Here is a 23999-nt window from a genome sequence, read left to right as displayed (position 1 = left end):
AAAAACGAACCAAAAAATTCAAGACTGTAATAGGAAATTGCTATCGCACCACTCGCTCTCAAAACTACATGCTTGAAACAAGTTTCGCACTTTCGTTTTTCCACTTCTTATTTCTTGATTACAGTCGATATTAACCCTAAGTGAGATTTTTAATAAACACAGAATTAGAAAATAACTTCCTTCCATATCAACAATTTTAATATGATATCGTAAAATTCAAAAACCGGCCTACGAAGGTTTTCCGTTAAATTGGCAGTGAGACAAGCGTAAAATTTTAGGCTGTTTGAGCGTAGCGAGTTCCTAAAATTTAGTGTTCGAACAAACAATTTAGGGGGCAGAGCGTAAAAAATTAGTTCGGTGAACTAATTTAGCGATAGAGCCAGCCGGCGCCTAGTAATCAGCCTAGACTTTTTTGGTCCTTTTTTTATTCATGCAATAATTACTGTTTTATAAGGTATTCATGAATGCAAAGCATTTGGCGATGAACTGCGCAGCACATCATGAGGTCCTATTAAATACAATAAATAAATACCCCGAGTAAAAAAAGGACAAGACATTGTATAGTAATGAATACTTTCATGACCGAAGTTTTAGAATTAATTAAAAATCAAACACTGTCAGGAAAAAAGATAGCCAATAGATTCCGTAACAAGTACGAAACGACAAAAGGAATTACAGAAAGTAACTAAACAATTACCCCTCCCTGGCTGGTGCGAGCATCATACTTGTGTCATTCACCTCAATACGTACCCCTACGTAAAATATGTAGGAGCATACGTATTTTATTTGGTTGTATACAGAATTAACTTGCAATCCGTATTTGGAACCCCAAAAAGAATTACTTCGAGACCCCTGATAAGTATTAGGAATATTAAATGAACGAAACCAAATAAATACTTATATGTTTAACATCAAAATCATTAACAATTTTCGGTATTCCGGTACCTTGCGAAAAACTGACGAAAGTGGTGAGTGGGTTATTAATCATAACCATACCGCAGAAAAGAACGATTTAAAATCTGCTTTGCTTCAAATCTATACTATCGGTCAGGTTGCCTTCCTCGATTTAGGTGAAAAGAAAATAGAAAATTACCCTTACCCAACGGAAAAGTACGGACTCTTAATTCGCTGTCATAGCACTGAAGTATACTATCGTTATGAAGAAAAAGGAGATATCATTCTTACAATAGATGAGTTGGGCTGTTATAGTATAGAAGTACAAAACGGTACAGCAGTTGAAATTAAATTACCCGAATTATCAATTAAAAACTAAAATTATGGATGGCTATATAGGAGAAATTAAATTTTTTGCAGGTGATTTTCCTCCAAGAGGATGGGCTTTTTGCCATGGACAGCTTATGGCGGTAAGTCAATATAGTGGATTGTTTGCAGTAATAGGTAATAGGTATGGAGGTAATGGCGGTTCCTCCTTCAAGTTACCTGATCTAAGAGGCAGGATGCCGATTGGTGTAGGTAGTGGTCCGGGGCTATCTGTCTACAAGGAAGGAGACCACGGAGGAATGGAATCAGTCCCTTTAACAGTCGATCAAATGCCAAAGCATTCTCATAAAGCTTCTACCAATGCATCGGATGGTGGGGGAATTGGCGGAACAACTCAGGAGGTAACTAAAAACTACTGGGCAAAAGGAGGTACCTATGCGACCTCAAAAAGTACCACTATGGCAGAAGATGCGGTTTCTATTGAAAACGCCGGAGAAGGACAGGCACATGAAAACCGCCCCCCTTATACAGCCCTGAACTTTATAATATGCCTAATTGGAGCTTTTCCAGATCGATCGTAAAGCAAATAATATAGGAAACAACGACCTGAAAACTATGTCAATTATAGGTTTCAGGTTGCTTTGTTGTTTAAGCATAAACAGTATAAAAACGGTAGCCAGAATGAAACATGATACGACTTTAAGGAATAAAAGACAATGGATCCTTTTGTTGTGTATAATACTTACAGGAGGGATATACGCACAAACCCTTAATTTTGATATGGACGATGCTGTTGTTTATAACAGTGGGGAATATATCAGTCAATCAGTAACCTCCGGGGCCGACACGTATACCATCGAAGTAAGGCATGCCACCTATACAGACAGAGCCCTATTAACCGATTTAGGAGGGGGAAATCAAGTTTTTTATTTTCAGGCGGGAGGAGACACCAATCCATGGGTAATTACTTTTACCAAAAACGGGACCCCAACCGAGTTTACCTTAAACAGCATGCGCTATTATGCGTATAATGATGATGAAATAAGCCTGGTAAACCAGGATAACAATATTATTGCAGCTGCTACCGCCTATGGCTCAGGAACTGATGGCACTGTAACTATTACTAACACTGCTAATACAACAAACATCAGTAGTTTTAAGATTCTTCCCGAAACCACTGTTACCCTAAATAACTACGGCTTCGATAATATCAATGTTAGCTTTCCGGCAACCAACACAGCACCAGTAATTGGAGGAACAACTGCTAGTCAGAGTGTAAATGACAACAGTACAATCTCACCTTTTTCTACTATTACAACAACAGATGCTGATGGATATAACTTATCTGCAACCATTACTTTAGATGATAATGCAAAAGGGCTATTGACAGGTACCGGGCTTTCTGGTTCTGGACCATATACTATTGCAAGCACTACTCCTGCCGACTTACAAACAAAGTTAAGAGCGTTATCTTATAACCCTACAGACAACAGAACATCAACCTCAGAAACTACAACTTTTACAGTAGTTATAAATGACGGAGCAGATACTGATACCGATAATACAACAACGGTCATTTCAAATGCTGTTGCTCCTGTTGTAATGGATGTTAACGTACCCTCCAACGCTACTTATACTGCCGGTCAAAATTTAGATTTTACCATTAACTTTAACGAAAGTATTAATGTAGCTACCACAGGAGGAATTCCTCAAATAGCTATTACTATTGGATCAACTATACGCCATGCAACTTATATTGCTGGTAGTGGGACAAGCTCTATAATCTTTAGATATACAATACAATCAGGAGATATAGATACAGATGGTGTAGCAATAGGAGCATTAACTGCAAGTGGAGGTACTTTAAGAGATTCTGGGGGGAAGGATGCCAACCTTACCTTAAATAATATTGGTATTACAACCGCAGTTTTGGTTGATGCTATACCACCGCCTTGTTCAGCGGCCACGCGCTTATATGTAGATAGCAACGCCACCACAGGCAGTAACGATGGTACCTCTTGGACAAATGCCTTTACCAATTTACAAGATGCGCTAAACTGTATCGATGAAGGAGAAGAAATTTGGGTTGCCTCGGGCACGTATCATCCTAACTCAGCACCTGGGACAACACTTACTAACCCTACGGAGTTTTATTTCTGGATGAATAAAAATATCAAACTCAAAGGGAGTTATAACCCATCTACTAATACCCAAGATTTTACAAATCCATCCATACTATCGGGCGACTTAGGTACTACAAATACGGTACATGTATTAGTTACCACTAACCTTAACAATACAGCTCTTGTTGAAGGTTTTACTATTACAAAAGGGGCTGCGATATATCATACAGGAACGATAACTATTGGCGGGCAAGTAATATATTATAATAGAGGAGGAGGGATATACAATGCTTCTTCATCTCCAATTTTTAAGAATATTACCATTAGTGAAAACAAAGCTCAATATGGTGGCGGTGGAATGTATAATGATTCCTCTTCACCAGCTATTGTAAATTTGTTGTCTATTAACAATACAGTACGAGGGAGATACGGAGGATATAGTGATAGCAATGCCTACGGAGGCGGTATGCTTAATTTGGCTTCTTCACCAACTATTACAAATGCTACTTTTGCTTATAATACGGTCAGGGGAGGAGATGGAGAAATGGTTGTACCCGGAGTAGGAAATGACGGTGGTAGTGGTCATGGTGGGGGTATATATAACGAAGCTAATTCTTTGGCAACTATCACCAATACAGTGTTTATGTATAATAGTGCTGCTGGTGGTGGTTCTCAATTTGGTTCAGCCGGAGCTGGCTATGGAGCTGGGATATTCAATGAAAGTTCTCCTTCAAGCTTAGTTAATGTTACTTTTAATAACAACTCAGCTACCACCAACGGTGGCGGAATGCATAGTAATGCCTCTAATACAACGCTATATAATACTGTTTTTTACGGAAATGGCACCGATATATCCTCTTCAGGGGGGAGTACATTTATGGGAGCTGATAATTTTTCTGAAAATTATACTGGTACTGGCTTTACTCAACTTACAGCTAATCCTTTTTTAGCTTCTGCTTTGCCTAAAGGAAAAGATGGTATATGGGCTACCCCGGATGATGGCTTACGTTTGATAGCCACAAGTCCTGCCATAGATGCCGGAAATAACGCCAACCTCCCTACTGACAGTTTTGATTTGGATGGCGATGGCAATACCACCGAAAGTATTCCCTATGATATTGCAGGAGAAGATCGTGTGCAAAACACAACAGTAAACATCGGCGCTTATGAAGGTGTAGTCAGTTGTCCATATCCAACGGCTACCACACTTTATGTCAATGCTTCGGTAAGTGGCGGTACAAATGACGGTAGCTCGTGGGCCAATGCCTATAATAATTTGCAAGATGCTATTTGGCAAACATATATATGCTCCAATATCACCGAAATATGGGTCGCTAAAGGTACCTATAAACCCTTAAATGAAACTACAGCCATTGAAATTCCTGAAGGTGTTAGTCTTTACGGCGGTTTTGCAGGCACAGAAACTGCTCTAAGCGATAGAGATTGGACAGCAAACCAAACCATTTTAAGTGGTGACTTAAACAGTAACAGTAATACAGATGACCAAGATGCTCACGGAATACTAACCGTAAAAAGTGAAAACATTGTTATTGATGGGTTTATTTTTGAACACGGTTTTGCCGATGACGGAAGCTCGTTAGAAGGGCGTACAGGTGCTGCGTTATTAACCCATACAAGTGCAAAGGATATTGCTATAAAAAATTGTGTCTTCAGAAATAATGAAGCTGGGGGTACAGGTTTTAATGGTGTTGGAGGTGCAGTAATTACCTACGGTACTAACGTAAGCTTTACCAATTGTTTATTTTACGCTAACAAAGCGAAATATGGTGGAGCAGTTTCTATAGAAGGTGGTAGCTTAAAGCTTATAAACTGTAGCTTTACACAAAACGAAGCAACCGATAACGGTGGTGCTCTTAATACCAATGGCAAAGACGTAACTATTGTTAATAGTTTATTTACCGAGAATACTTGTGGTGGCACTAGTTGCAATGCTGAAATAAATGGAGCTATAACTAACATAACTTATAGCTATGTAAAAGGTAAAAACCCGTCAGGCACAGGTAATATTGATGGTACTACAATAACCGATCCGTTATTTGTTGATACTGCGAATAACGACTTTAGCTTGTTACCTGCCAGTTTTGCTGTAAACACCGGAGATAATGCTGCCTATACCAATGCCGGCGGCAATTTGGATAATGATCTTGATTTGGCAGGTAATCCAAGATTACATGAAGGGCGTATTGATATGGGGGCTTATGAAATAGAATCAGTGGTTTTACAACCCGATGCTAACAACATTCTTTATGTAGACAAAAATGTAAGTGGAGGGAGTGGTGATGGCTCCAGCTGGGCCAATGCCGTAGTCGAGCTTCGGGATGCAATTGAGTGGGTAAACTTTAACTGGGACGGTTTAGCAGGGGTTTTACAAATATGGATAGCCGAAGGCACGTATTTCCCTACCGAAACAACAGCCCGCGATAAAAGCTTTAACCTGGTCGGAAACCTACATGTTATAGGTGGGTTTGCACCGTTAAAAGGAGCAACAGATCTGGCAACCAGAAATTTTAAAGACTACCCAACGGTACTAAGTGGCGATATAGGGGTTGCGGGGGTAGCTACAGACAATTCGTATTCGGTAATCACCACCCGGGGCAATGTTCCCGATTTAACCGTGGACGGATGTACTATAGAAAAAGGATATTCCGATCAATCCGGAGGTGGCGATAACTCGGGAAGACAAGAAGGAGGCGGCTGGTACCATTATGGCGACGGCAGTGGAATACAGGCCGAAATCATCCTTAGAAATGCAGTGGTACAAAACAATACAACTGTTCACTACTCTGGAGGAGGTATTTATTCCTGGGTAGGCAATAGTGCTTCAGTACGCTGGGATATTAAGAATAGTATTTTTAGAAACAATCATGCACCAGGTAATGCTAATGGCAGGGGTGGAGCATTTATAAGCCTATCATTATCTGCTGCAAGTACGACTACCAATATTACAAATTCCTTGTTTTATGATAATTCTATAGGAAGTAATACTACATCTACCCGCCAAGGAGGAGCCATAGAATTCTATAATAACGGTGGGAGTTCTGTAAATACCCTAACCAACACTACTTTTTATAACAATAATGCTGCGTATGGTATTGGAAACTCTGTAAATGTTGATTCCGCTCAATTATCGATTTACAACAGTATTTTCTGGGATGGTGGTGATGAAATTTATAATGAAAACGGTACTTTAGAAATATTCAATTCGCTGGTTCAGGGGGTTGATAATACTGCTAATAATGGTCTGGATGGCACAGACACATCTATAAGTCCGCAGTTTACCGATGCTGCCAATGACGATTATGGCTTGTTACCTGCCAGTCTTGCCGTAAACACCGGAGATAATACTGCCTATACCAATGCCGGCGGCGATTTAAACAACGATACAGATATAGCTGGCAACCCAAGATTAATAGGAGATATTATTGATATGGGAGCTTATGAATCTGAGGGGATACTGGTAGATTTTACAATATTAGGAGGATATTGTATTGGAGATGTATTAACCTTTACAGATAATTCATCTTCAGCTAATGGAGCTATTGTAGGTTGGGAATGGGATTTTGGAGACGGCAATACTTCAACAGAGCAAAATCCTACACATGTATATACCGATACAATTAATGCTGAAATAAAACTAAAGGTTATTGATATTACAGGAGAGGAAAATACAATAACAAAAACGTTCAGTGTACAATCACCAAAAGCTAAATTTAATGCTAACCCTACAATAGGGCAAGCAATACCACACACTGTGTTTTTTACAGATAATTCTACACTACCAGATACATGGGAATGGGATTTTGGAGATGGAAGTACTTCAACAGCACAAAATCCAATACACTCATATACAGCTGCTGGAGACTACACAGTAAACCTTACAGTAAAAGATACTATGAATGGATGTGTTGACAAAGCAACAGATTTAATAAAAATAGTAATTCCAAAAGCGCAATTTAGTGCAGATACTAGGTCAGGTTGTGGACCTCTTACGGTAAGCTTTACAGATGAATCAACAATAGACGGAAATGATACAGTTGGAGAGTGGCTATGGGATTTTGGAGATGGAAATACTTCAACAGCACAAAACCCAATACATACCTATGCAGCTACAGGAATTTATGATGTAAGCTTAACTATAACAACAGCCATTACTGAGTTTAAAAGTAATGAAACCAAAACAAGGTATGTACAAGCTTTAGGGCCTAATCCTGATTTTTCTTCAGATGTAACAATTGGCTGTGCGCCATTAACGGTAAACTTTTCTGATGAAACTGTTTTTTATGGTCCTCCGTCAGATTGGTTATGGGACTTTGGTGATGGAACCACGAGTAATTTAGGCAGTCCTACGCATACCTATACGCAAAATGGAGAGTTTGATGTAAGCTTAACAGTTACCGATAGTGATGGATGTAGTAAAACAATTATAAAAAAAGCATATATAAGTACTGTAGAAACAGTACTACCAACAGTAATAACTAAAAATTTGACTGTTCCATTAGATGCTTCTGGTAACGTTACTATTACTACAACAGATATAGATAATGGTTCTACGGATAATTGTGGAATAGCCTCGATGAGTTTAGACAAAACTTCTTTCGATTGCTCAGATGTTGGAGTTAATACGGTAACATTAACTGTTACAGATACCAGTGGAAATAGTAATACAGGTACAGCTATGGTAACTATAGAAGATGTTATCCCGCCTGTTCCTGATTTGATAAACCTACCTGTCGTTGAAAAGGAATGTGCTGTAACTTCTGCTGATATCCCGATCCCAACGGCTACGGATAACTGTGGCGGTGTGATTACAGTTACTCACGACGCTGCCCTGCCGATCACTACTCAGGGAACAACGGTGATTACGTGGACGTATAAAGATGCGAACGGCAATACGAGCACCCAGACACAAAGCATTATTATAGAAGATACCACCGCTCCTGTTGCTGACCTGGTGATACTGCCGGATTTCACTGCGGAGTGTGAAGTGACGAGCCTGATCCCACCAAGCGCTACAGATAATTGTGGCGGTATGGTAACAGTTAGCCACGATGCAACCTTGCCGATTTCTACCCAAGGTACGACTTTAGTTACGTGGACGTATAAAGATGCGAACGGCAATACGAGCATCCAGACACAAAACATTATTATAGAAGATACCACCGCTCCTGTTGCTGACCTGGCGACACTGCCGGATATTACTGCGGAGTGCGAAGTGACGAGCCTGATCCCACCAAGCGCTACAGATAATTGTGGCGGTATGGTAACAGTTAGCCACGATGCAACCTTGCCGATTTCTACCCAAGGTACGACTTTAGTTACGTGGACGTATGAAGATGCGAACGGCAATACGAGCACCCAGACACAAAGCATTATTATAGAAGATACCACCGCTCCTGTTGCTGACCTGGTGATATTGCCGGATATTACTGCGGAGTGCGAAGTGACGAGCCTGACCCCGCCAAGCGCTACAGATAATTGTGGCGGTATGGTAACAGTTAGCCACGATGCAACCTTGCCGATTTCTACCCAGGGGACCACAGTAGTTACGTGGACGTATGAAGATGCGAACGGCAATACGAGCACCCAGACACAAAACATTATTATAGAAGACACTACCGCCCCTGTTGCTGACCTGTCAACACTACCGGATATTATAGCGGAGTGCGAAGTGATGAGCCTAATCCCGCCAAGCGCTACAGATAATTGTAGTGGGATGGCAATGGTTACGCATGATGTCACTTTGCCAATAACAAAGCAAGGTACCACACTAGTAACCTGGACTTACCAAGATGCAAGCGGTAATAAAAGTATGCAAACACAAAATGTGATTATAGAAGATACCACAGCTCCTGTTGCTGATCAGGCAATTTTGCCGGATATCACAGCCCAATGTGAGGTAAGTTGGCTATCCCTACCAACGGCCACCGATAACTGTTCAGGCCCAATTACAGTTACCCATGATGCGAACTTACCGATCAGTAAACATGGAGTTACTGTGGTTACATGGACCTATAAAGATGAAAGTGGTAATACGACTTCACAGACACAAAATGTAATTATTGCCGATACTGAGGCTCCGGAACTCATTTCTCAAATCGACCTTCAACCTACCGTATATTGCTATGAAGTTCCGGAGGTTCCTCAATTGGAATTCTCAGATAATTGTGGCGATTCGGTAAATATAACTTACAGTGAAACGGAAGCTATATTAGGTGAGGGGTATCAAATTGTCCGCAACTGGATAGCCTCAGATTCAGAAGGTAATGAGCAGATAATAGAACAAACCATAAAGGTGCTTCCTACTGAAATAACCACGCAGGATGCGACAGTTTGTATTACTGAAACGACAATCAATCTGTATAGTTTGATAGAAGGGGAATCAGGCAATGGAATTTGGGAATCTGATAATACCGGAATCACCTTAAAAGGTGCTGAAATTAGTCCTTCAGAAATTCCTGTCGGCACCTACAGTTTTACGTATACTGAACAATCAGGAATGTGTAGCAATCAAATAAGTGTTAAAGTCGAAATCGTCAATGACTGTATTGATGATAGCGCTAACAATCCAAGAATTAAGATCTCAGATGTACTTACACCAAACGGAGATGGTATGAACGATTACTTCACCATTACAGGTCCCGATATCCATGGTGAACGAATATCATTAATGGTGTTTAACCGATGGGGACATATCGTATTTGAATCGGATAATTACCAAAACAACTGGAGCGGGAGTACCAGAACAAGTCATGTGGGTACTAAGGGTAAAGTAGCTTCCGGAACCTATTTCTATGTCATTAAAGTAGCAAATAGCAACATCAACCCGATCAAAGGAAATATTTATATCGGTACAAAATAGAAGAGTAATGAAGCAGTATATCACATTTTTATTAATGATTTTTGGGTTTGTCAATATGGTGGCACAACAAACACCGCAATTCACACAATACCTGTATAATCCAACCAGTATCAACCCTGCCTTTGCAGGAAGCACTAATAGCTTGTCAGCAATAGTAATGCATCGATCCCAGTGGACAGGATTTGACGGGGCTCCATCTACAAATACAGTATCCATTCACTCACCTTTGAGAAACGAGAAAGTAGGTTTGGGTTTTTCTTTTATAAACGATGGATTGGGAAATGAAACTTTTAATTACTTGTACGGTGATTTTTCATATACCATTCAGTTCAATGAAAAAATAAAGATGGCCTTTGGTCTGAAAGCCGGATTTACCCAATATGCGTTAAGTGATCAGCTTTTGAATAAACCCGATGTTCAAAATGATCCATACTTCAATGCTTATAACGATCAATGGAACCCAAATATCGGGGTGGGAATGTATATGTTTGGTGAACGATGGTATGGCGCAGTATCAGTACCTCAAATGCTTAGCAATAAATATATAGATGCCGCTTCTGATGGTGTTGAGTATAAAGCAGCAGAAAAATCCAGCCTGTATATTACTGGTGGGTATGTTTTTACCTTAAGTAACGAAGTGGTATTTAAACCAACTACTATGTTAAGGGCCACAGATGGTGTGCCAATGTCATTAGATTTCGGAACCAACTTTATGTTCTATAATAAGATTTGGTTAGGAGTAAATTACCGTTTAGACAGCTTCGATACGCTCGGAGCGCTGGGAAGTTTCAAAATCGGAAATAATTTGCAATTGGGTTATGCTTATGAGTTTCCAGCATCGGGAATAAGACCTTACACAGGTGGAACACATGAATTCTTTTTACGATACGATTTCAAGACAATAATAAATAAAGGCCCGACTTATTTTTAGGGTAAAAGGTTAATAATATTCGGGGGATATTAATGATCATTATTACTCTAAATGAAAAGGGCTTTTTATCAAAAAGTCTCAGCTAGCTGAGACTTTTTTTTAAACAACAGTAGATCATTGTAATAGTTCATTTTAACATTACACAACGGGAAAGAATAGTATTATTTTATAATCTTCCCCTTATATTTGCTCTGTGTTTAAAGTACTACAAATTTTATCGTGTATTCTCTTATTCCTGTTTATAGACAGTAGAACCTCTTTTGCCCAGGCTACTGACGGGCATACTGAAGGTCCTGAGGAGTTATTAAAAAAATTAGTGACCTTAAAGAGTGATACAACTAGAATAACATTTCTAACCAACTTGTTAGACACCTATAAGCTCGAAAGTAAAAGTGTGGCCGATACCATTTATACCTATCAAAAAAAGGCTTTAACATATAAGCAGTGGGAGGAAGCCATAAAAATGGTTAATGCTTTGGGGAACTATTATATATACAAAGAAATTAACCATAAAAAGGCCTATGAATTACTTAAAAGTTATCAGGAATTTATAGATCATAATAATGATAATAAGCAAATCGCCAATTATTATATAACCTATGCAGAGGCGGCCACCTATATGCAACTTTTTAAAACTTCTTTGATCATATTAAATAACGGAATCGATTTTTTAGAGTCCCAAAAAGATTCTTCCCTTTATGAATATGGATATGCTTATCTAAAAGCTGGAGAAAATAGCGATAAGATTAATGATATTACCAATAGCGTAGCTTATTACGAAAGAGCAAAGGAAATATTTACGAACCAGAAAAATGAATTAATGTATTTATGGGCTCAAAATGGCTTGGCTCAACTGTACAGTAAAAATGGACTTTATGATCGGGCACGGGAAGCACGGCTGGAAGTTTTTGAAAAGGGGAGTGCATTAAAAGAATTTCAGTTAGTAGCTATTGCCCGTTTAGGTGCTTGTAATGAAGCAAATGAACAAGGAAATGCAGAAGAAGAACTTTATCAGATTCGAACAGCACTCAACGAACGCAACAACAAATCAGATGTACAAGGTATTGTAGATATACTAACCTTGTCTTATGCCGTTTCAGCTTTTGCCAGAAATGGAATTTTAGACACCTCTGATATTTATAAAAAAGAGCTAAATGCAAAGATAGACCCTTTTCTCAATAATCCATTTCTCAGCACCTATTATTATTCAGCTCTAAGTCAAAATGCCCTTACACATAATCAATTAAATAAGGCAGAAGAATATGCAATTAAAGCCTTGAATGGAGTTAAATCCTCTGAAGATGTGCAAAGTATTTTGCGTTTAGAACGCCTATTAGGTCTAATTTATGAGAAAAAGGAAGACCTGAAAAAAGCAGTTCTACACCATAAAAACTATTCCAGAGTTAAAGATTCAATTAACAATGTAATCTCCAGACGGAAATATGCTTATGTGCAGACGCAGTTTGAAACGGAGCGAAAAGATCTCGAAATCACACGTCAAAAACAGGATATAGAACTGCTAAATGCAGAAAATAAAGAAAAGACGTTTTGGTTCCTTTTTGGTGGATTGATTCTGATTGGCACCTCCGGGTTTTTGTGGGTGTACCGCTCCCATAGCTTTGCCAAAAAGAAGCATGCCTTAACCAAACATTATTCTCAGGAGTTGTTATTAAGTCAGGAGAAAGAAAGAGAATATATTTCAAGGGAGTTACATGACAGTGTAGGGCAACATCTCACCTTGTTGACAAAGAAAGTAAGAGATCTTAACCAACAGGAGTTATTGGAATTATCACAACAGACACTTGAGGAAGTTAGAGCTGTATCCAGAGGTTTGCACCCACCGGCTTTAGACAACCTGGGAATAACCAAAGCAGTAAGTCACCTTATCTATAGTTTTGATGAGAAGTATAATATTATTTTTACTCCTGAAATCGAGCTCATAGATGAGTGTTTTAATAAAGAACAAAATATTAATTTATACCGCTTCGTTCAGGAGGCTATGACCAATATTGTAAAACATGCTCAGGCTACAGAAGTTATCATAGAAATTAAGAAAAAAGAAGGAAGAACTATCGAGGTTTATATTGAAGATAATGGTGTTGGCTTTGACTTCCATGATAAAAAGAAACTAAACAGCCTTGGCTTGAAAACAATGAAAGAACGTATCCTTATAATGCAGGGAGCGTTTTATTTAGATACCACCATAAATAAAGGCACAACTATAAAAGCTAAAATACCTTATTAAAATGAAAAAAATGCCCCGAATACTTGTTGCTGATGATCATCCATTATTGCTAAAAGGATTGGTTGAGGAACTGGTATCGAACAAACATCATATAGTTGCTGAAGCAAATAATGGTATGGAAGCACTGGAACGTATTCTCAGTAAGGAACCGGATATAGCGATTCTCGATGTTGAAATGCCCCTCCTTACCGGTATTGAGGTAGTAAAAAAAGCAAGAGAGGAAGGAAGCCTTACAAAGTTTATTATACTCACCTCTTATAAAGAAGAAGGCCTGATATATGAGGCACAACAATTAGGGATTGATGGATATTTACTCAAAGAAGAACCCTTTTCGGAAATAGAAAAATGTATTGGTGAAATTTGTAAAGGAGCCACCTACTTTAGCAATACATTTAACCGGGTATTGGAAGCTGAAATAAATCCCCAACTTCAAAAACTAAAACTCCTTTCTCCTTCCGAAAGAACAATCCTCAGACTGGTGGCCCAATCCAAAACCTCTAAAGAGATCGCAGAACAATTGGTGATATCTATCCGAACGGTTCAAAAACACCGTACTAACATTATTCAAAAGTTGGGACTGGAAAACTACGAAGACCAATTAATCTCCTGGACTCAAAAATACAAAGAACTGATTTTAGCTTTGTAAAATATAAGACATTTCTTTCAGTATTATCGCGAGGATTGCGTTAGAAGACTTTATCAAAATGTTGTCAATATTATATTCAATTTCCACCAATTGTCATTGCAAACCATGTAATCGTTAGGTATGACGATCTCAACAAGGATAACAGATTAAATATTAGATCAATTGATTCCGTAACAAGTACGGAATGACAAAGAAGTGCAGAATGAAAATCAGGGCATAAAACAATTTCCCCCTTTAGGGGTGTAAGGGAAAGAAATTGTTTTCGGCAACCTCATCGCGAGGAGGATTATGATCCAACGCGGTAGTTTTATTAATGGTAGTTGCCAGCCTTCAAAAAATCGCCACACTTCACTTTATTCCGATCGCGATGATGGTTTGTTAAGATTAATCAGATATTTAAACCGCCCTAGGCTGTGGCAGGCTGGGCCCCGCTATTTGCAGAACACGTGAAATTATCTGCTGTTTGAGGCAAAGTGCCGAGTTCAGATAATTTAGTGTTCAAAAAACTAGCGGGTAGCCGAACAGCTAAGGCTAGCGTTTTTTGGTTCTTTTTTTGGCAATGCAAAAAAGAATAAAGACGAAACATGCTTTGGTCATTTAGTTGGATACTTCCTTATCAAAATAAAAGGATTAACCCTAGTTCTAATGATTCCGTAACAAGTACGGAATGACAAAAGGAAGAAAACAATTTCCCCCTTTAGGGGTGCAGGGGGGTAAGAAATTGCATTACGTCATTGCGAGCCTTGCGCTAGCAAGGCGTGGCAATCTCACCAATAAGAGTTACTATCCTTCAAAAGATCGCCGCACTACACTTCGTTCCGATCGCGATGACGGGTTGGTTTCGACTTTCCCCTTTCCCCTTCAATAGATTCAGCAATAAATACGGAATGACAATCAACCCCCTCCCAAAAAAATTATATTTTCAACCGAAAACCACGCTTCTCCATCCACCCCACAAAGAGGATAATGACAAAGGAAAACAATAAAGACTTAATAATACCAGCGATGCCAGTAGTCATCATAGAAGGCCAATCAAATCCAATTAAGATAATAATCGGATAAATAAAATAAGGCATCAAATAACAAGTAAGTGTGCTGGTTCCGGCAGGTTTGAAAGGATCTGCCCATTTATATATATTGAGTTTGTCTACCAAAATGTAAAAGAAAACATAGAGTACATAGCCTATTCCAATGCACAATGTACTCCAGGTGGGCGTAGCCTTTATTTTTGAAATAGGAAACAACTCTCTCAGCATAAATCCATAAATAATGAATAGGATTCCTGCACCTAATACGATCTTTAAAAAATGAGACTCCTTTTCTTTTTTTCTAAAATGAAGGAATACACAAGTACACAAAACACCAGCCATCACCAAAGCATAATTAGAGGCACTTATAATAAAGGTAATAGAAGGGATATGTTCATAATATCCATTCTCCTGAATATTCATGAACAGGAATAACAGAAATACTAAAAAAAGGTAGGGCCAGATCTTTTGAAATAAGAGGTATATAATGCTGTTTAAAAAATAAGCCCATCCAATAAGCCCTAGAATTCCCCACCAACTGGTACGCATCCAAACTATATCTTCGGCACTCCCTCCTTTATAGATGGCAGCCAGAAAAATCAATAGTAATACCCCGATAGCTTGAATAATATTTTGAGCTTGGCGATTTAAACTTGGAAGACCTTTAAAATCTAACCATATTAAACAGATGGCTAAAGCCATTAAAATCTCCCAAAAATGTTTGTTTATCGGCATAGCATCATCGTAGATCATTTCAAAATTTACCATATAAAACCCCATGGTCAATAAAGCGACAGTTCGAAGAATGATATGTTTTAATATTGACCAGTGAGAAGTTCCTTTTTTTAAACGCGTACGTACAGCTAGCGGAATAGATAAACCAACAATAAAAAGGAATAATGGAAAAATAATATCAGAAAACCCCATACGATCTTCATTTACAGCTGCATGTTCTAGCCACTCCGGAACCCCTGTAAGGGACCAAAGATCATTCACGAAAATCATAAAAAACATGGTCAGTGCGCGAAAGATGTCAATAGAACGAATTCTTTTATTTTTCAAGATAAGTTGGTTTATTGGTTATAGGTAAGTTAAATATATAGGATTTATTCGATATTATAGTAAAAACTTGGATATGAAGCAACACCAAACAAAAATTTACTTCCTTAAATGGGCTTAGTAAGTAATCGAAATCTGTCTTTCTGATGAGGTGGTTAAGTCAGATAATTGTATTGCTTCAAAAAATACGTTAAATTAGTAGTTAAATAAAAACCCAAATCCAATGAAAAAAACGAACATTAAACGCGTTCTTTTTAAGAACAACAAAACACTTCTTGTCGGCTTTGCAGCCATGACATTGATCTTTACGTCCTGTAGCAGTGATGATAGTGAAGACCAAACCAGTATGGAAATTACCGAAGAAACAGCTGCAAATGCAATCTTAACAGCCGTTTCACCGGAGTCTGGAGGAGCCTTGGCCTTTACGATGGAAGGAGTAGCCATTCTCGAAGGGGAATCTACTGCTAACAAAACCACCCCGCTCGCTAAAGTAGGAGCTTACGAATGCGGACAAGAATACAATACTTCTTATAGTGTAAGTGAAGAATCTGAAGATTTTTCGGTGGCTATGGACTACGCTTGGACATGGATGGTGTCTTGTGATGAAATGAGTATGCCACTTAGTGCCTGGTTAAGCTTAGCAGGTACAGGTGTAATAACCGGACCAAATATGGCTGCCAATACAACGCATGAAGCCACGATGAGTATTTCAGGACTTGAAGAGAGCTCAGATATGTATACCATTAGTTCAGAACACCTTATAGAAGGGGTTTATGAGGTAGTAGCAGAAGGAAATGAGTACAGATTTACAACTTCGATTAATTTCATTACTGAAGAATTAATGGTTTTAAAAGCAGACCGTACCGTATCTTCTGGATCCTTGACTGTTTCTTTTGTTGGAAAAGCATCTAACGGTACCTCGTATAATTTCTCAGGAACTATCGAATTCCATGGCAACCAGACAGGTACACTTACCATGGAAAGTGGAAATACTTATCAATTAAGCTGGTAAAAAGCAGAAAATAAATTTTATTGAAGACTGTCTGAATTTTTTTAAGACAGTCTTTTTTTATGACTCCTCTTTAAAGACTCTGAATTAAATTTATAAGATACTTTACATAAACATAATATCTACTTAGGATACAGGTACATTTAAAAAAATAATTTAGCCTCGCTGTTGAACACAACATTAAAGACCTGGAAAAGAGTGGCTAAAATATTGAAATATAATGTTAATGTGAGAGAAAGATCTACTTTCGACGCATTGTATACCAAATATTGGGAACCTCTTTTTCTATTCGCGTATAAAATCTCCGGATCCAAAGAGTTATCTCAGGATGTCGTTCAGGAAGTATTCTTTAACTTCTGGCAAAATAACCGTCAGGCAGCCGTACAAAATATTGAAGCATATCTTTTTCAGAGCGTAAAATACCAGATTTTCAATCACTTTAAAGACAAGCGATTCAATACCTTAGAACTGAATGAGAGTTTTGAAACATATCTGGTAGAACAATTGGAAGAAGATGATACCGTTAATTCGGCCACCCTTTTAGATCTCCTTGAAACCCTCCCGGAAAAACGCAAGGAAATTGTTTACCTCAATAAGTTTCAGGGGTTGTCAATTTCAGAAATTGCCTTAGAGTTGGATTTGTCGCATCAAACCGTTAAGAATCAATTGCATAGAGCAATTAAGCATCTCAAAGCCTCTCTTAAAGAAGCCTATGGTTTCTTTTTTTAGACCAAAAACTATTTTTTACACTTCCGTAACATTTCCTTAATATTTTTCGATGGTACTTTTTTGTGTTTTGGACACTTTAGGGTGTAAACACTTTTGAATGAAAAAGAATAGTAAGCATCCTCTAGAGGATCTGATCACAAAATATAAGGAAGGTAATATTTCTGAAAAGGAAGAACTAATCCTTATGAGGTTTTTAGATACCTATCGCAAACAACAATCGTGGGATGTTGAATTGGGAGAGAAGGAGACTGTTAAAGACGCAATTAAAGTTCAACTGGATCAAAGAATATACAAACAAAAAAGAAGCAGAAGTAACATAGCTTATGCAGTCGCTGCCTCCTTGGTCCTTTTAATTGGGTCAATGTATTTTGCCAAAATTTATAACACATCAAACACTCTCAATTGGGTAATAGCACAAACCTCTGATCAGATTGATTCGTTGTTATTATCTGACGGGAGTACCATATTCCTAAACCAAAATACCCGCTTTGAGTATCCTGAACAATTTACAGGGAACGTAAGAGGTGTGAAACTGATAAAAGGAAGCGCCTTTTTTAAAGTCGCAAAAGATAGTATCAAGCCCTTCATAATCACTTCCGGTGAGTTACGCACCAAGGTTCTTGGTACCTCTTTTAATATTATCAACAGAGATAGCCTTTTTAATGTTACCGTAAACACCGGAAAAGTAAATGTGAGCAATAAAATGGAAAGTTTCGACCTGCTACCTAATGAACAAGTGCAACTCGATCAAGCCAACAAAAGGTTGTTAAAACGAAATGTCAATGCTCAGGTTTATTCAGGATGGATGCATAAAGATGTAGACTATCCAAGTATATCATTAAATGATTTATCTACGGTAGTTGAGCTTAGATATGGAATACCATTTCAGTTTGAAGAAGTGCGATTAAAAGATCATAAAGTAAAAGTTTCCTTTTTGAAAGACGATACCCTGAATCAAGTTATTGAAAAATTAAATTTTATAACCAATGTGAAACTCAAAAAAGAGAAAAATGTAATCAAAGTAACAGCAAATTAACCAAAACAAAAAAGTTCAGGCCTGTGGCACCAGACCCGAACCAATTAGCATTAAATGAATCGTAAAAAGTACATCTAACACTATGAAATTTAAAAAACAAAAGAACCTTATTTTACAGTTCTTTGTACTAATAGTATTTAACTCCACTGTTTTTGCAGCAACAAACGACAGTAAAGGAGTAGAATCAAAAGTAAGCATTAATGTCAATAATGCTACCCTTGGAAAAATATTTTCACTTCTTGAAGATAAAACAAAACTACACTTCAATTATGGTGAAGAAATTTTACAAGACACCAGAACTTTTTCTATCGTTTATAATAGTGAAGAGCTAAAAGCGATTATGGATGACATTGCCTCTAAAGCGGCCTTGTCATATAACATTTCAGGTAGCTCTGTATTAATAAAAAAGAGTTTAAAACAAGCTGCCCTTCAACAGAAAAGGACCATAACAGGTACCGTTACCGACGAGAACGGACAACCTATGCCCGGAGCAAGTGTGATGGAAAAAGGGACAACTAATGGGGTGGCTACAGACTTTGATGGTAATTTTAGTATCAATGTGACTGGTCAGAAGGCAATTCTTGTGGTTTCTTACGTTGGTTATACGACCAAAGAAGTGCCTGCACCATCTTCAGGAACCATTAACGTTCAATTGGGCTTAGATGCCCAGGGACTTGATGAAGTAGTGGTAACGGCACTCGGTATTACCAGGTCAGAAAAGAAAATCGGGTATTCAACTCAGGATATCGAATTAGCGACCATAGAAGAAGTTACCGCACCAAACGTTGGTAATTTATTTACGGGTCAGGTAGCAGGTTTACAAGTAACCAATCCAACGGGTATCTTCCAATCTCCGGATTTTTCATTACGTGGTAAAAATCCATTGATCGTGATTGATGGAATTCCGGTAGAAACTGATTTCTTTGATATTTCTTCAAATGATATTGCCAATGTAAACGTCCTTAAGGGAACAACAGCATCGGCCTTGTACGGATCTAGAGGTAGAAATGGCGCCATTCTTATTACTACTAAAAATGCAAATAAAGAAGGTCTTGAAGTTGCAGTTTCACAAAGTACTTTAGTGACCGCAGGATTTACCGTTTTCCCAGAAACACAAACCGAATATGGTAATGGTTCTAATGGAAAATATGAGTTCTGGGATGGTAAAGATGGTGGTATCTCTGATGGAGATATGATTTGGGGACCGAAATTTGAACCAGGGGTGATGATTCCACAATGGAATAGCCCGATAAGAGATAATGTTACTGGAGAGGTAATCCCTTGGTGGGGTGATGTATCAGGGACTCAATACGATGATAAATCAAGGTATTCAAGAGAGCCGATTCCATGGAAATACCATAACAACCTAAAGGATTTCATGGAATTAGGGTATGTTTCTACGACCGATTTTGCCATTGCTCACAAGGGTGAAAAAGGATCGTTTAGAATTTCCGGAAACTACTCTAAACAAAAGGGTAGAGTACCAAACACCAGTTTGCAAAGTGGAGGTCTTACTTTTAAAGGAACTACAAAACTTACTGATCGCCTTACATTAGATAGTAAGTTAGCTTATAACAAAGTATATTCACCGAATTACCCACGTTATGGTTACGGACCAAAAAACCACATGTACACCATCCTGATCTGGATGGGAGATGATGTAAATGGTAGAGACCAACGCGAACATTTTTATATCCCGGGACAAGAAGGTTACAGACAGGCGAACTGGAATTACGCATGGTACAACAACCCTTATTTTGCTGCCTATGAATTGAATCAGGAATACGATGCAAACCTGATAAACAGCCAGTTGAAATTGAACTATAAGGTAACCGATGAGATCAATCTTCAAGCAAGAGGATCTGCAGTTATAAAGGATGTTTTTGAAGATCGTGAAAGTCCGAAGTCATACCTGAATTACGGTGATCCAAGAGCCGGTGATTATAAAACATGGAATTACGAAAGAACCACCATCGATATGGATGTGCTTGCAACCTACAACAAAGAGTTCAGCGATAACTTTGCATTGAACTTTAATATGGGAGCCTCGACATTCTATAGAAAGTATCAACAAGAATATAATGCTACCGATGGTTTGATTGTTCCTTTTGTTTATAGCTTAAACAATACCAAAGGAAATGTAAAAGCTAATACCTACCTGGAAGAGAAAAAGATAAACAGTGCCTATGCAACCATGGAGTTAAGTGTTTTTGACGCCTTGTTCCTTAATTTTGCAGCGCGTAATGACTGGTCTTCTACCTTACCGGAGGCAAACAGCTCTTATTTCTATCCTTCTTTTTCAGCAAGTACGATTGTTTCTAATTATGTAACAATGCCAAAAGGAATCGATTACTTAAAACTATTTGGTTCATGGGCTGAAGTATCAAGTGATTTGAATCCATATGAGATTTCTCCTTTCTACCAAAATAGCGGAACCTTTGGGTCTACCACTAAATTAACTTATCCTGGAGGTATTGTTAATCCTAACATCGAACCTGAGAAGTCGACTTCATTTGAATTAGGTACAAGCGCCTCATTCCTCGAAGGACGTTTGAAGCTTGATTTTACATACTATAATGTAATTGATACTAATCAGATTATAGATCTACCAACCTCTATTGCTTCTGGTTTCCAAAACAGAAAAGTAAATGGAAATGAGTACACCACAAATGGGTTCGAAGTAGTTTTAAAAGCTACTCCTGTTCGCAATGATAATTTTAGATGGGATGTGCTTACCAACTGGAGTAAAAGAGAAAGAAAAATTACTGATATCTATGGCGGACAAGAACGTTACGGTGATCTATTCTTAAACGATCGTGCCGATAGTTATTACGCAACAGTATGGCAAAAATCTCCTGACGGGCAAGTAATCCTGAATGATAACGGACTTCCGATCAGAGATAATTACAAACAAAATCTTGGACATAAAGACCCGGATTGGCTTTTAGGTTTTCAAAACAGCTTTAAATATAAGAACATGACCCTTGATGTAGGTATCGACGGATCATGGGGAGGTCTGATGAGGTCTTTAACAGTTGAGAAAATGTGGTGGGGCGGTAAACACCCGAATTCAACCTTATATCGCGATGCAGAGTATGCAGCCGGAGAGCCTGTTTATATACCGGAAGGTGTAAATGTAGTGAGTGGTGAACTCGATAGAGATGTAAATGGAAATATCATCTCTGATACACGTGTATTCCAGCCAAACACTACGGCTGTAAGCTGGCAAACCTGGAGCCAAAATTATCCTTATAGAGCTCAGGTAACAGAAGACGAAAGCGAAATTTTTGCCAATGTTTTTGACAGAACCTTCTTTAAGTTAAGATCGGTAACCTTTAAATACGATTTTACAGACCTGCTTAATTTAAAAGGTATTAAACATATCGATATGAGCCTTAACGGGTACAACCTTCTTATCTGGAAAAAAGCAGAAATTATAGATCCGGATTATGGTAATGATGATAATCTTCAAGATCCATCATCAAGATATGTAGGTATGGGAATCAACATGAAATTCTAAAAGGAAAATCCTAAAGAAATGAAACAGATCAAAGTATTTTTTATGTTTATCGGGATCGCTACAATTTTTGGATGTAGCGACCTTTCAGACATCAATGAAAATCCAAATAACGTAAGTCAAACGCATCCACAGTTACTTCTTACAGAAATAGCCTTCAGAGCTTTTCAGGTAGAAGGAACAGGAGCGATGTATGCATCTCGTATGCTTGTACAGACCGATGGTGAGAATAATTACCAGTATTATAACTGGAACCGTGGTAGCTTTGGTGATTATAACCGTTTGCGCGATATAACCAAAATGATGGAAGAAGCTGAGCGAATCGAAAGCAATGCTTATAAGGCATTGGCTAAGTTCTTCAGATCTTACTACTTCTATGACTTAACACTCACCTTTGGTGATATACCATATAGTGATGCATTAAAAGGAGAGGATGAAGAGATTTATACACCTTCTTACGATACTCAAAAAGAAGTGTTTGTAGGAATCTTGAATGAGTTGGAAGAAGCGAATAATTTACTGAAGGATAACAACGAAATTATAGCTGGAGATATTATCTATAATGGAAATGCAGCGCAGTGGAGAAAACTGATTAATTCTTTCAGGTTAAAAGTGTTACTGACCCTGTCGGGTAAAACATCGGATGCCGAATTGAATGTTGGGAATACCTTTGCCAGCATCTTCAACAATCAACCGATAATTGAATCTAATGACGATAATGGTCAATTGGTGTTCATCGATCAGGACGGAAGTCGGTATACCGAGTTTAACTCCAGTGGGTATGGATCTGGAATGTATATGGACTCTACTTTTGTGAGAAGGCTACAGGATCGTAAAGACCCAAGATTGTTTATTTTCTGTACGACGACAAAAAATGCAAAAGAAGCCGGATTGGCTGAAGATGATTTCAATGCCTATGAAGGAGGAAATCCTTTAGCTCCTTATGCTGAGGTAAATGATAAAGCAGCTCAGGGAGATGTGTCTAAGGTGAACCTGCGATACAGTACTGATCCTACAACTGAACCTCATAATCTTTTGAGCTATTCGGAAACAGAATTTATACTAGCAGAAGCAGCGCTTAGAGGATGGATTGCTTCAGATGCAAAGATGCATTATGAAAATGGAGTTAAGGCATCTTTTGAGTTCTATAATGATTATGCAAAAGGATACGGTTCGTACGTCGATACGCAAAGTGCAGAGAGTTACCTTTCTGAGCCTTTGGTAAACTTTGACAATGCAACCACATTTGAAGAGCAATTAGAATTAGTAATGACGCAGAAGTATTTTACTTCATTCCTTCAATCGGGCTGGAGAATGTATTTCGATCAGTTGAGAACAGGATATCCTGAATTTGCTCAGGCTGCTGGAGCAACACCTCCTACCAGATGGATTTACCCTCAGGGGGAATATTTACAAAACACCCAGAATGTTTCGGAGGCTATTACCCGTCAATTTGGAGAAGGGAATGATAAGATTCGCGAAACACCTTGGTGGTTACAATAGAGTTGTTTATTCAACTTGCTTTAAATTCTGTTAAAGAGTGCCGTTGAAATTGTATCTTCAACGGCCTCTTTT

Annotated in this window: 12 protein-coding genes; 11 read left to right on the top strand and 1 reads right to left on the bottom strand. The window is 38.3% G+C overall.

Annotation, left to right across the window (positions count from 1 at the left end; all coding sequences use genetic code 11):
- Positions 1-901: 901 nt before the first annotated feature.
- From P278_RS13635 to P278_RS13610, 6 genes are all read left to right on the top strand, one after another.
- Positions 902-1273, top strand: coding sequence for a hypothetical protein (locus tag P278_RS13635; RefSeq protein ID WP_038267852.1), 372 nt, complete (start codon positions 902-904; stop codon positions 1271-1273).
- A 4-nt stretch (positions 1274-1277) separates the two neighbouring features.
- Positions 1278-1802: a phage tail protein gene (locus P278_RS13630; RefSeq protein ID WP_038268041.1), complete on the top strand. Its 525-nt coding sequence runs from the start codon at positions 1278-1280 to the stop codon at positions 1800-1802.
- A gap of 100 nt (positions 1803-1902) precedes the next feature.
- A complete protein-coding gene (locus P278_RS13625) occupies positions 1903-10224 on the top strand; it encodes a PKD domain-containing protein (RefSeq protein ID WP_161808363.1) in 8322 nt (2773 codons plus the stop codon).
- A 7-nt stretch (positions 10225-10231) separates the two neighbouring features.
- Entirely contained in the window at positions 10232-11155 is a 924-nt protein-coding gene (locus P278_RS13620; protein ID WP_038267850.1) for a PorP/SprF family type IX secretion system membrane protein, read from the top strand.
- A 193-nt stretch (positions 11156-11348) separates the two neighbouring features.
- Positions 11349-13400, top strand: coding sequence for an ATP-binding protein (locus tag P278_RS13615; protein ID WP_051413567.1), 2052 nt, complete (start codon positions 11349-11351; stop codon positions 13398-13400).
- Between the two features lie 10 nt (positions 13401-13410).
- A complete protein-coding gene (locus P278_RS13610) occupies positions 13411-14046 on the top strand; it encodes a response regulator (protein WP_235444293.1) in 636 nt (211 codons plus the stop codon).
- 914 nt (positions 14047-14960) lie between these two features.
- Here the strand turns inward: P278_RS13610 and P278_RS13600 are convergent.
- Positions 14961-16136, bottom strand: coding sequence for a heparan-alpha-glucosaminide N-acetyltransferase domain-containing protein (locus P278_RS13600; RefSeq protein ID WP_152973938.1), 1176 nt, complete (start codon positions 16134-16136; stop codon positions 14961-14963).
- A 220-nt stretch (positions 16137-16356) separates the two neighbouring features.
- On the opposite strand from P278_RS13600, the gene P278_RS13595 reads away from it, so the two are divergent.
- The 5 genes from P278_RS13595 (at position 16357) to P278_RS13575 (ending at position 23927) form a co-directional block, all read left to right on the top strand.
- Positions 16357-17145, top strand: coding sequence for a hypothetical protein (locus P278_RS13595; RefSeq protein ID WP_038267830.1), 789 nt, complete (start codon positions 16357-16359; stop codon positions 17143-17145).
- A 165-nt stretch (positions 17146-17310) separates the two neighbouring features.
- Positions 17311-17871, top strand: coding sequence for an RNA polymerase sigma factor (locus P278_RS13590; RefSeq protein WP_051413565.1), 561 nt, complete (start codon positions 17311-17313; stop codon positions 17869-17871).
- Positions 17872-17968: 97 nt separating this feature from the next.
- Positions 17969-18907 carry a FecR family protein gene (locus P278_RS13585; protein ID WP_038267828.1) on the top strand — a complete coding sequence of 313 codons (939 nt, stop codon included), beginning with the start codon at positions 17969-17971 and terminating at the stop codon, positions 18905-18907.
- 82 nt (positions 18908-18989) lie between these two features.
- Entirely contained in the window at positions 18990-22427 is a 3438-nt protein-coding gene (locus P278_RS13580) for a SusC/RagA family TonB-linked outer membrane protein (protein ID WP_082436169.1), read from the top strand.
- Between the two features lie 18 nt (positions 22428-22445).
- On the top strand, positions 22446-23927 hold the full coding sequence (locus P278_RS13575) for a SusD/RagB family nutrient-binding outer membrane lipoprotein (RefSeq protein WP_038267826.1): 1482 nt from the start codon (positions 22446-22448) through the stop codon (positions 23925-23927).
- Positions 23928-23999: the final 72 nt, after the last annotated feature.

The organism is Zhouia amylolytica AD3 (assembly GCF_000511935.2).
GTDB lineage: Bacteria > Bacteroidota > Bacteroidia > Flavobacteriales > Flavobacteriaceae > Zhouia > Zhouia amylolytica.
Note: the sequence above shows the minus strand (reverse complement) of the source record. Positions and strands in the feature narration are given on the sequence as shown.

Coding starts and splice junctions, on each gene's coding strand:
- P278_RS13635 (WP_038267852.1), top strand. CDS start 902: ATGTTTAACATCAAAATCATTAACAATTTTCGGTATTCCGGTACCTTG.
- P278_RS13630 (WP_038268041.1), top strand. CDS start 1,278: ATGGATGGCTATATAGGAGAAATTAAATTTTTTGCAGGTGATTTTCCT.
- P278_RS13625 (WP_161808363.1), top strand. CDS start 1,903: ATGAAACATGATACGACTTTAAGGAATAAAAGACAATGGATCCTTTTG.
- P278_RS13620 (WP_038267850.1), top strand. CDS start 10,232: ATGAAGCAGTATATCACATTTTTATTAATGATTTTTGGGTTTGTCAAT.
- P278_RS13610 (WP_235444293.1), top strand. CDS start 13,411: ATGCCCCGAATACTTGTTGCTGATGATCATCCATTATTGCTAAAAGGA.
- P278_RS13595 (WP_038267830.1), top strand. CDS start 16,357: ATGAAAAAAACGAACATTAAACGCGTTCTTTTTAAGAACAACAAAACA.
- P278_RS13585 (WP_038267828.1), top strand. CDS start 17,969: ATGAAAAAGAATAGTAAGCATCCTCTAGAGGATCTGATCACAAAATAT.
- P278_RS13580 (WP_082436169.1), top strand. CDS start 18,990: ATGAAATTTAAAAAACAAAAGAACCTTATTTTACAGTTCTTTGTACTA.
- P278_RS13575 (WP_038267826.1), top strand. CDS start 22,446: ATGAAACAGATCAAAGTATTTTTTATGTTTATCGGGATCGCTACAATT.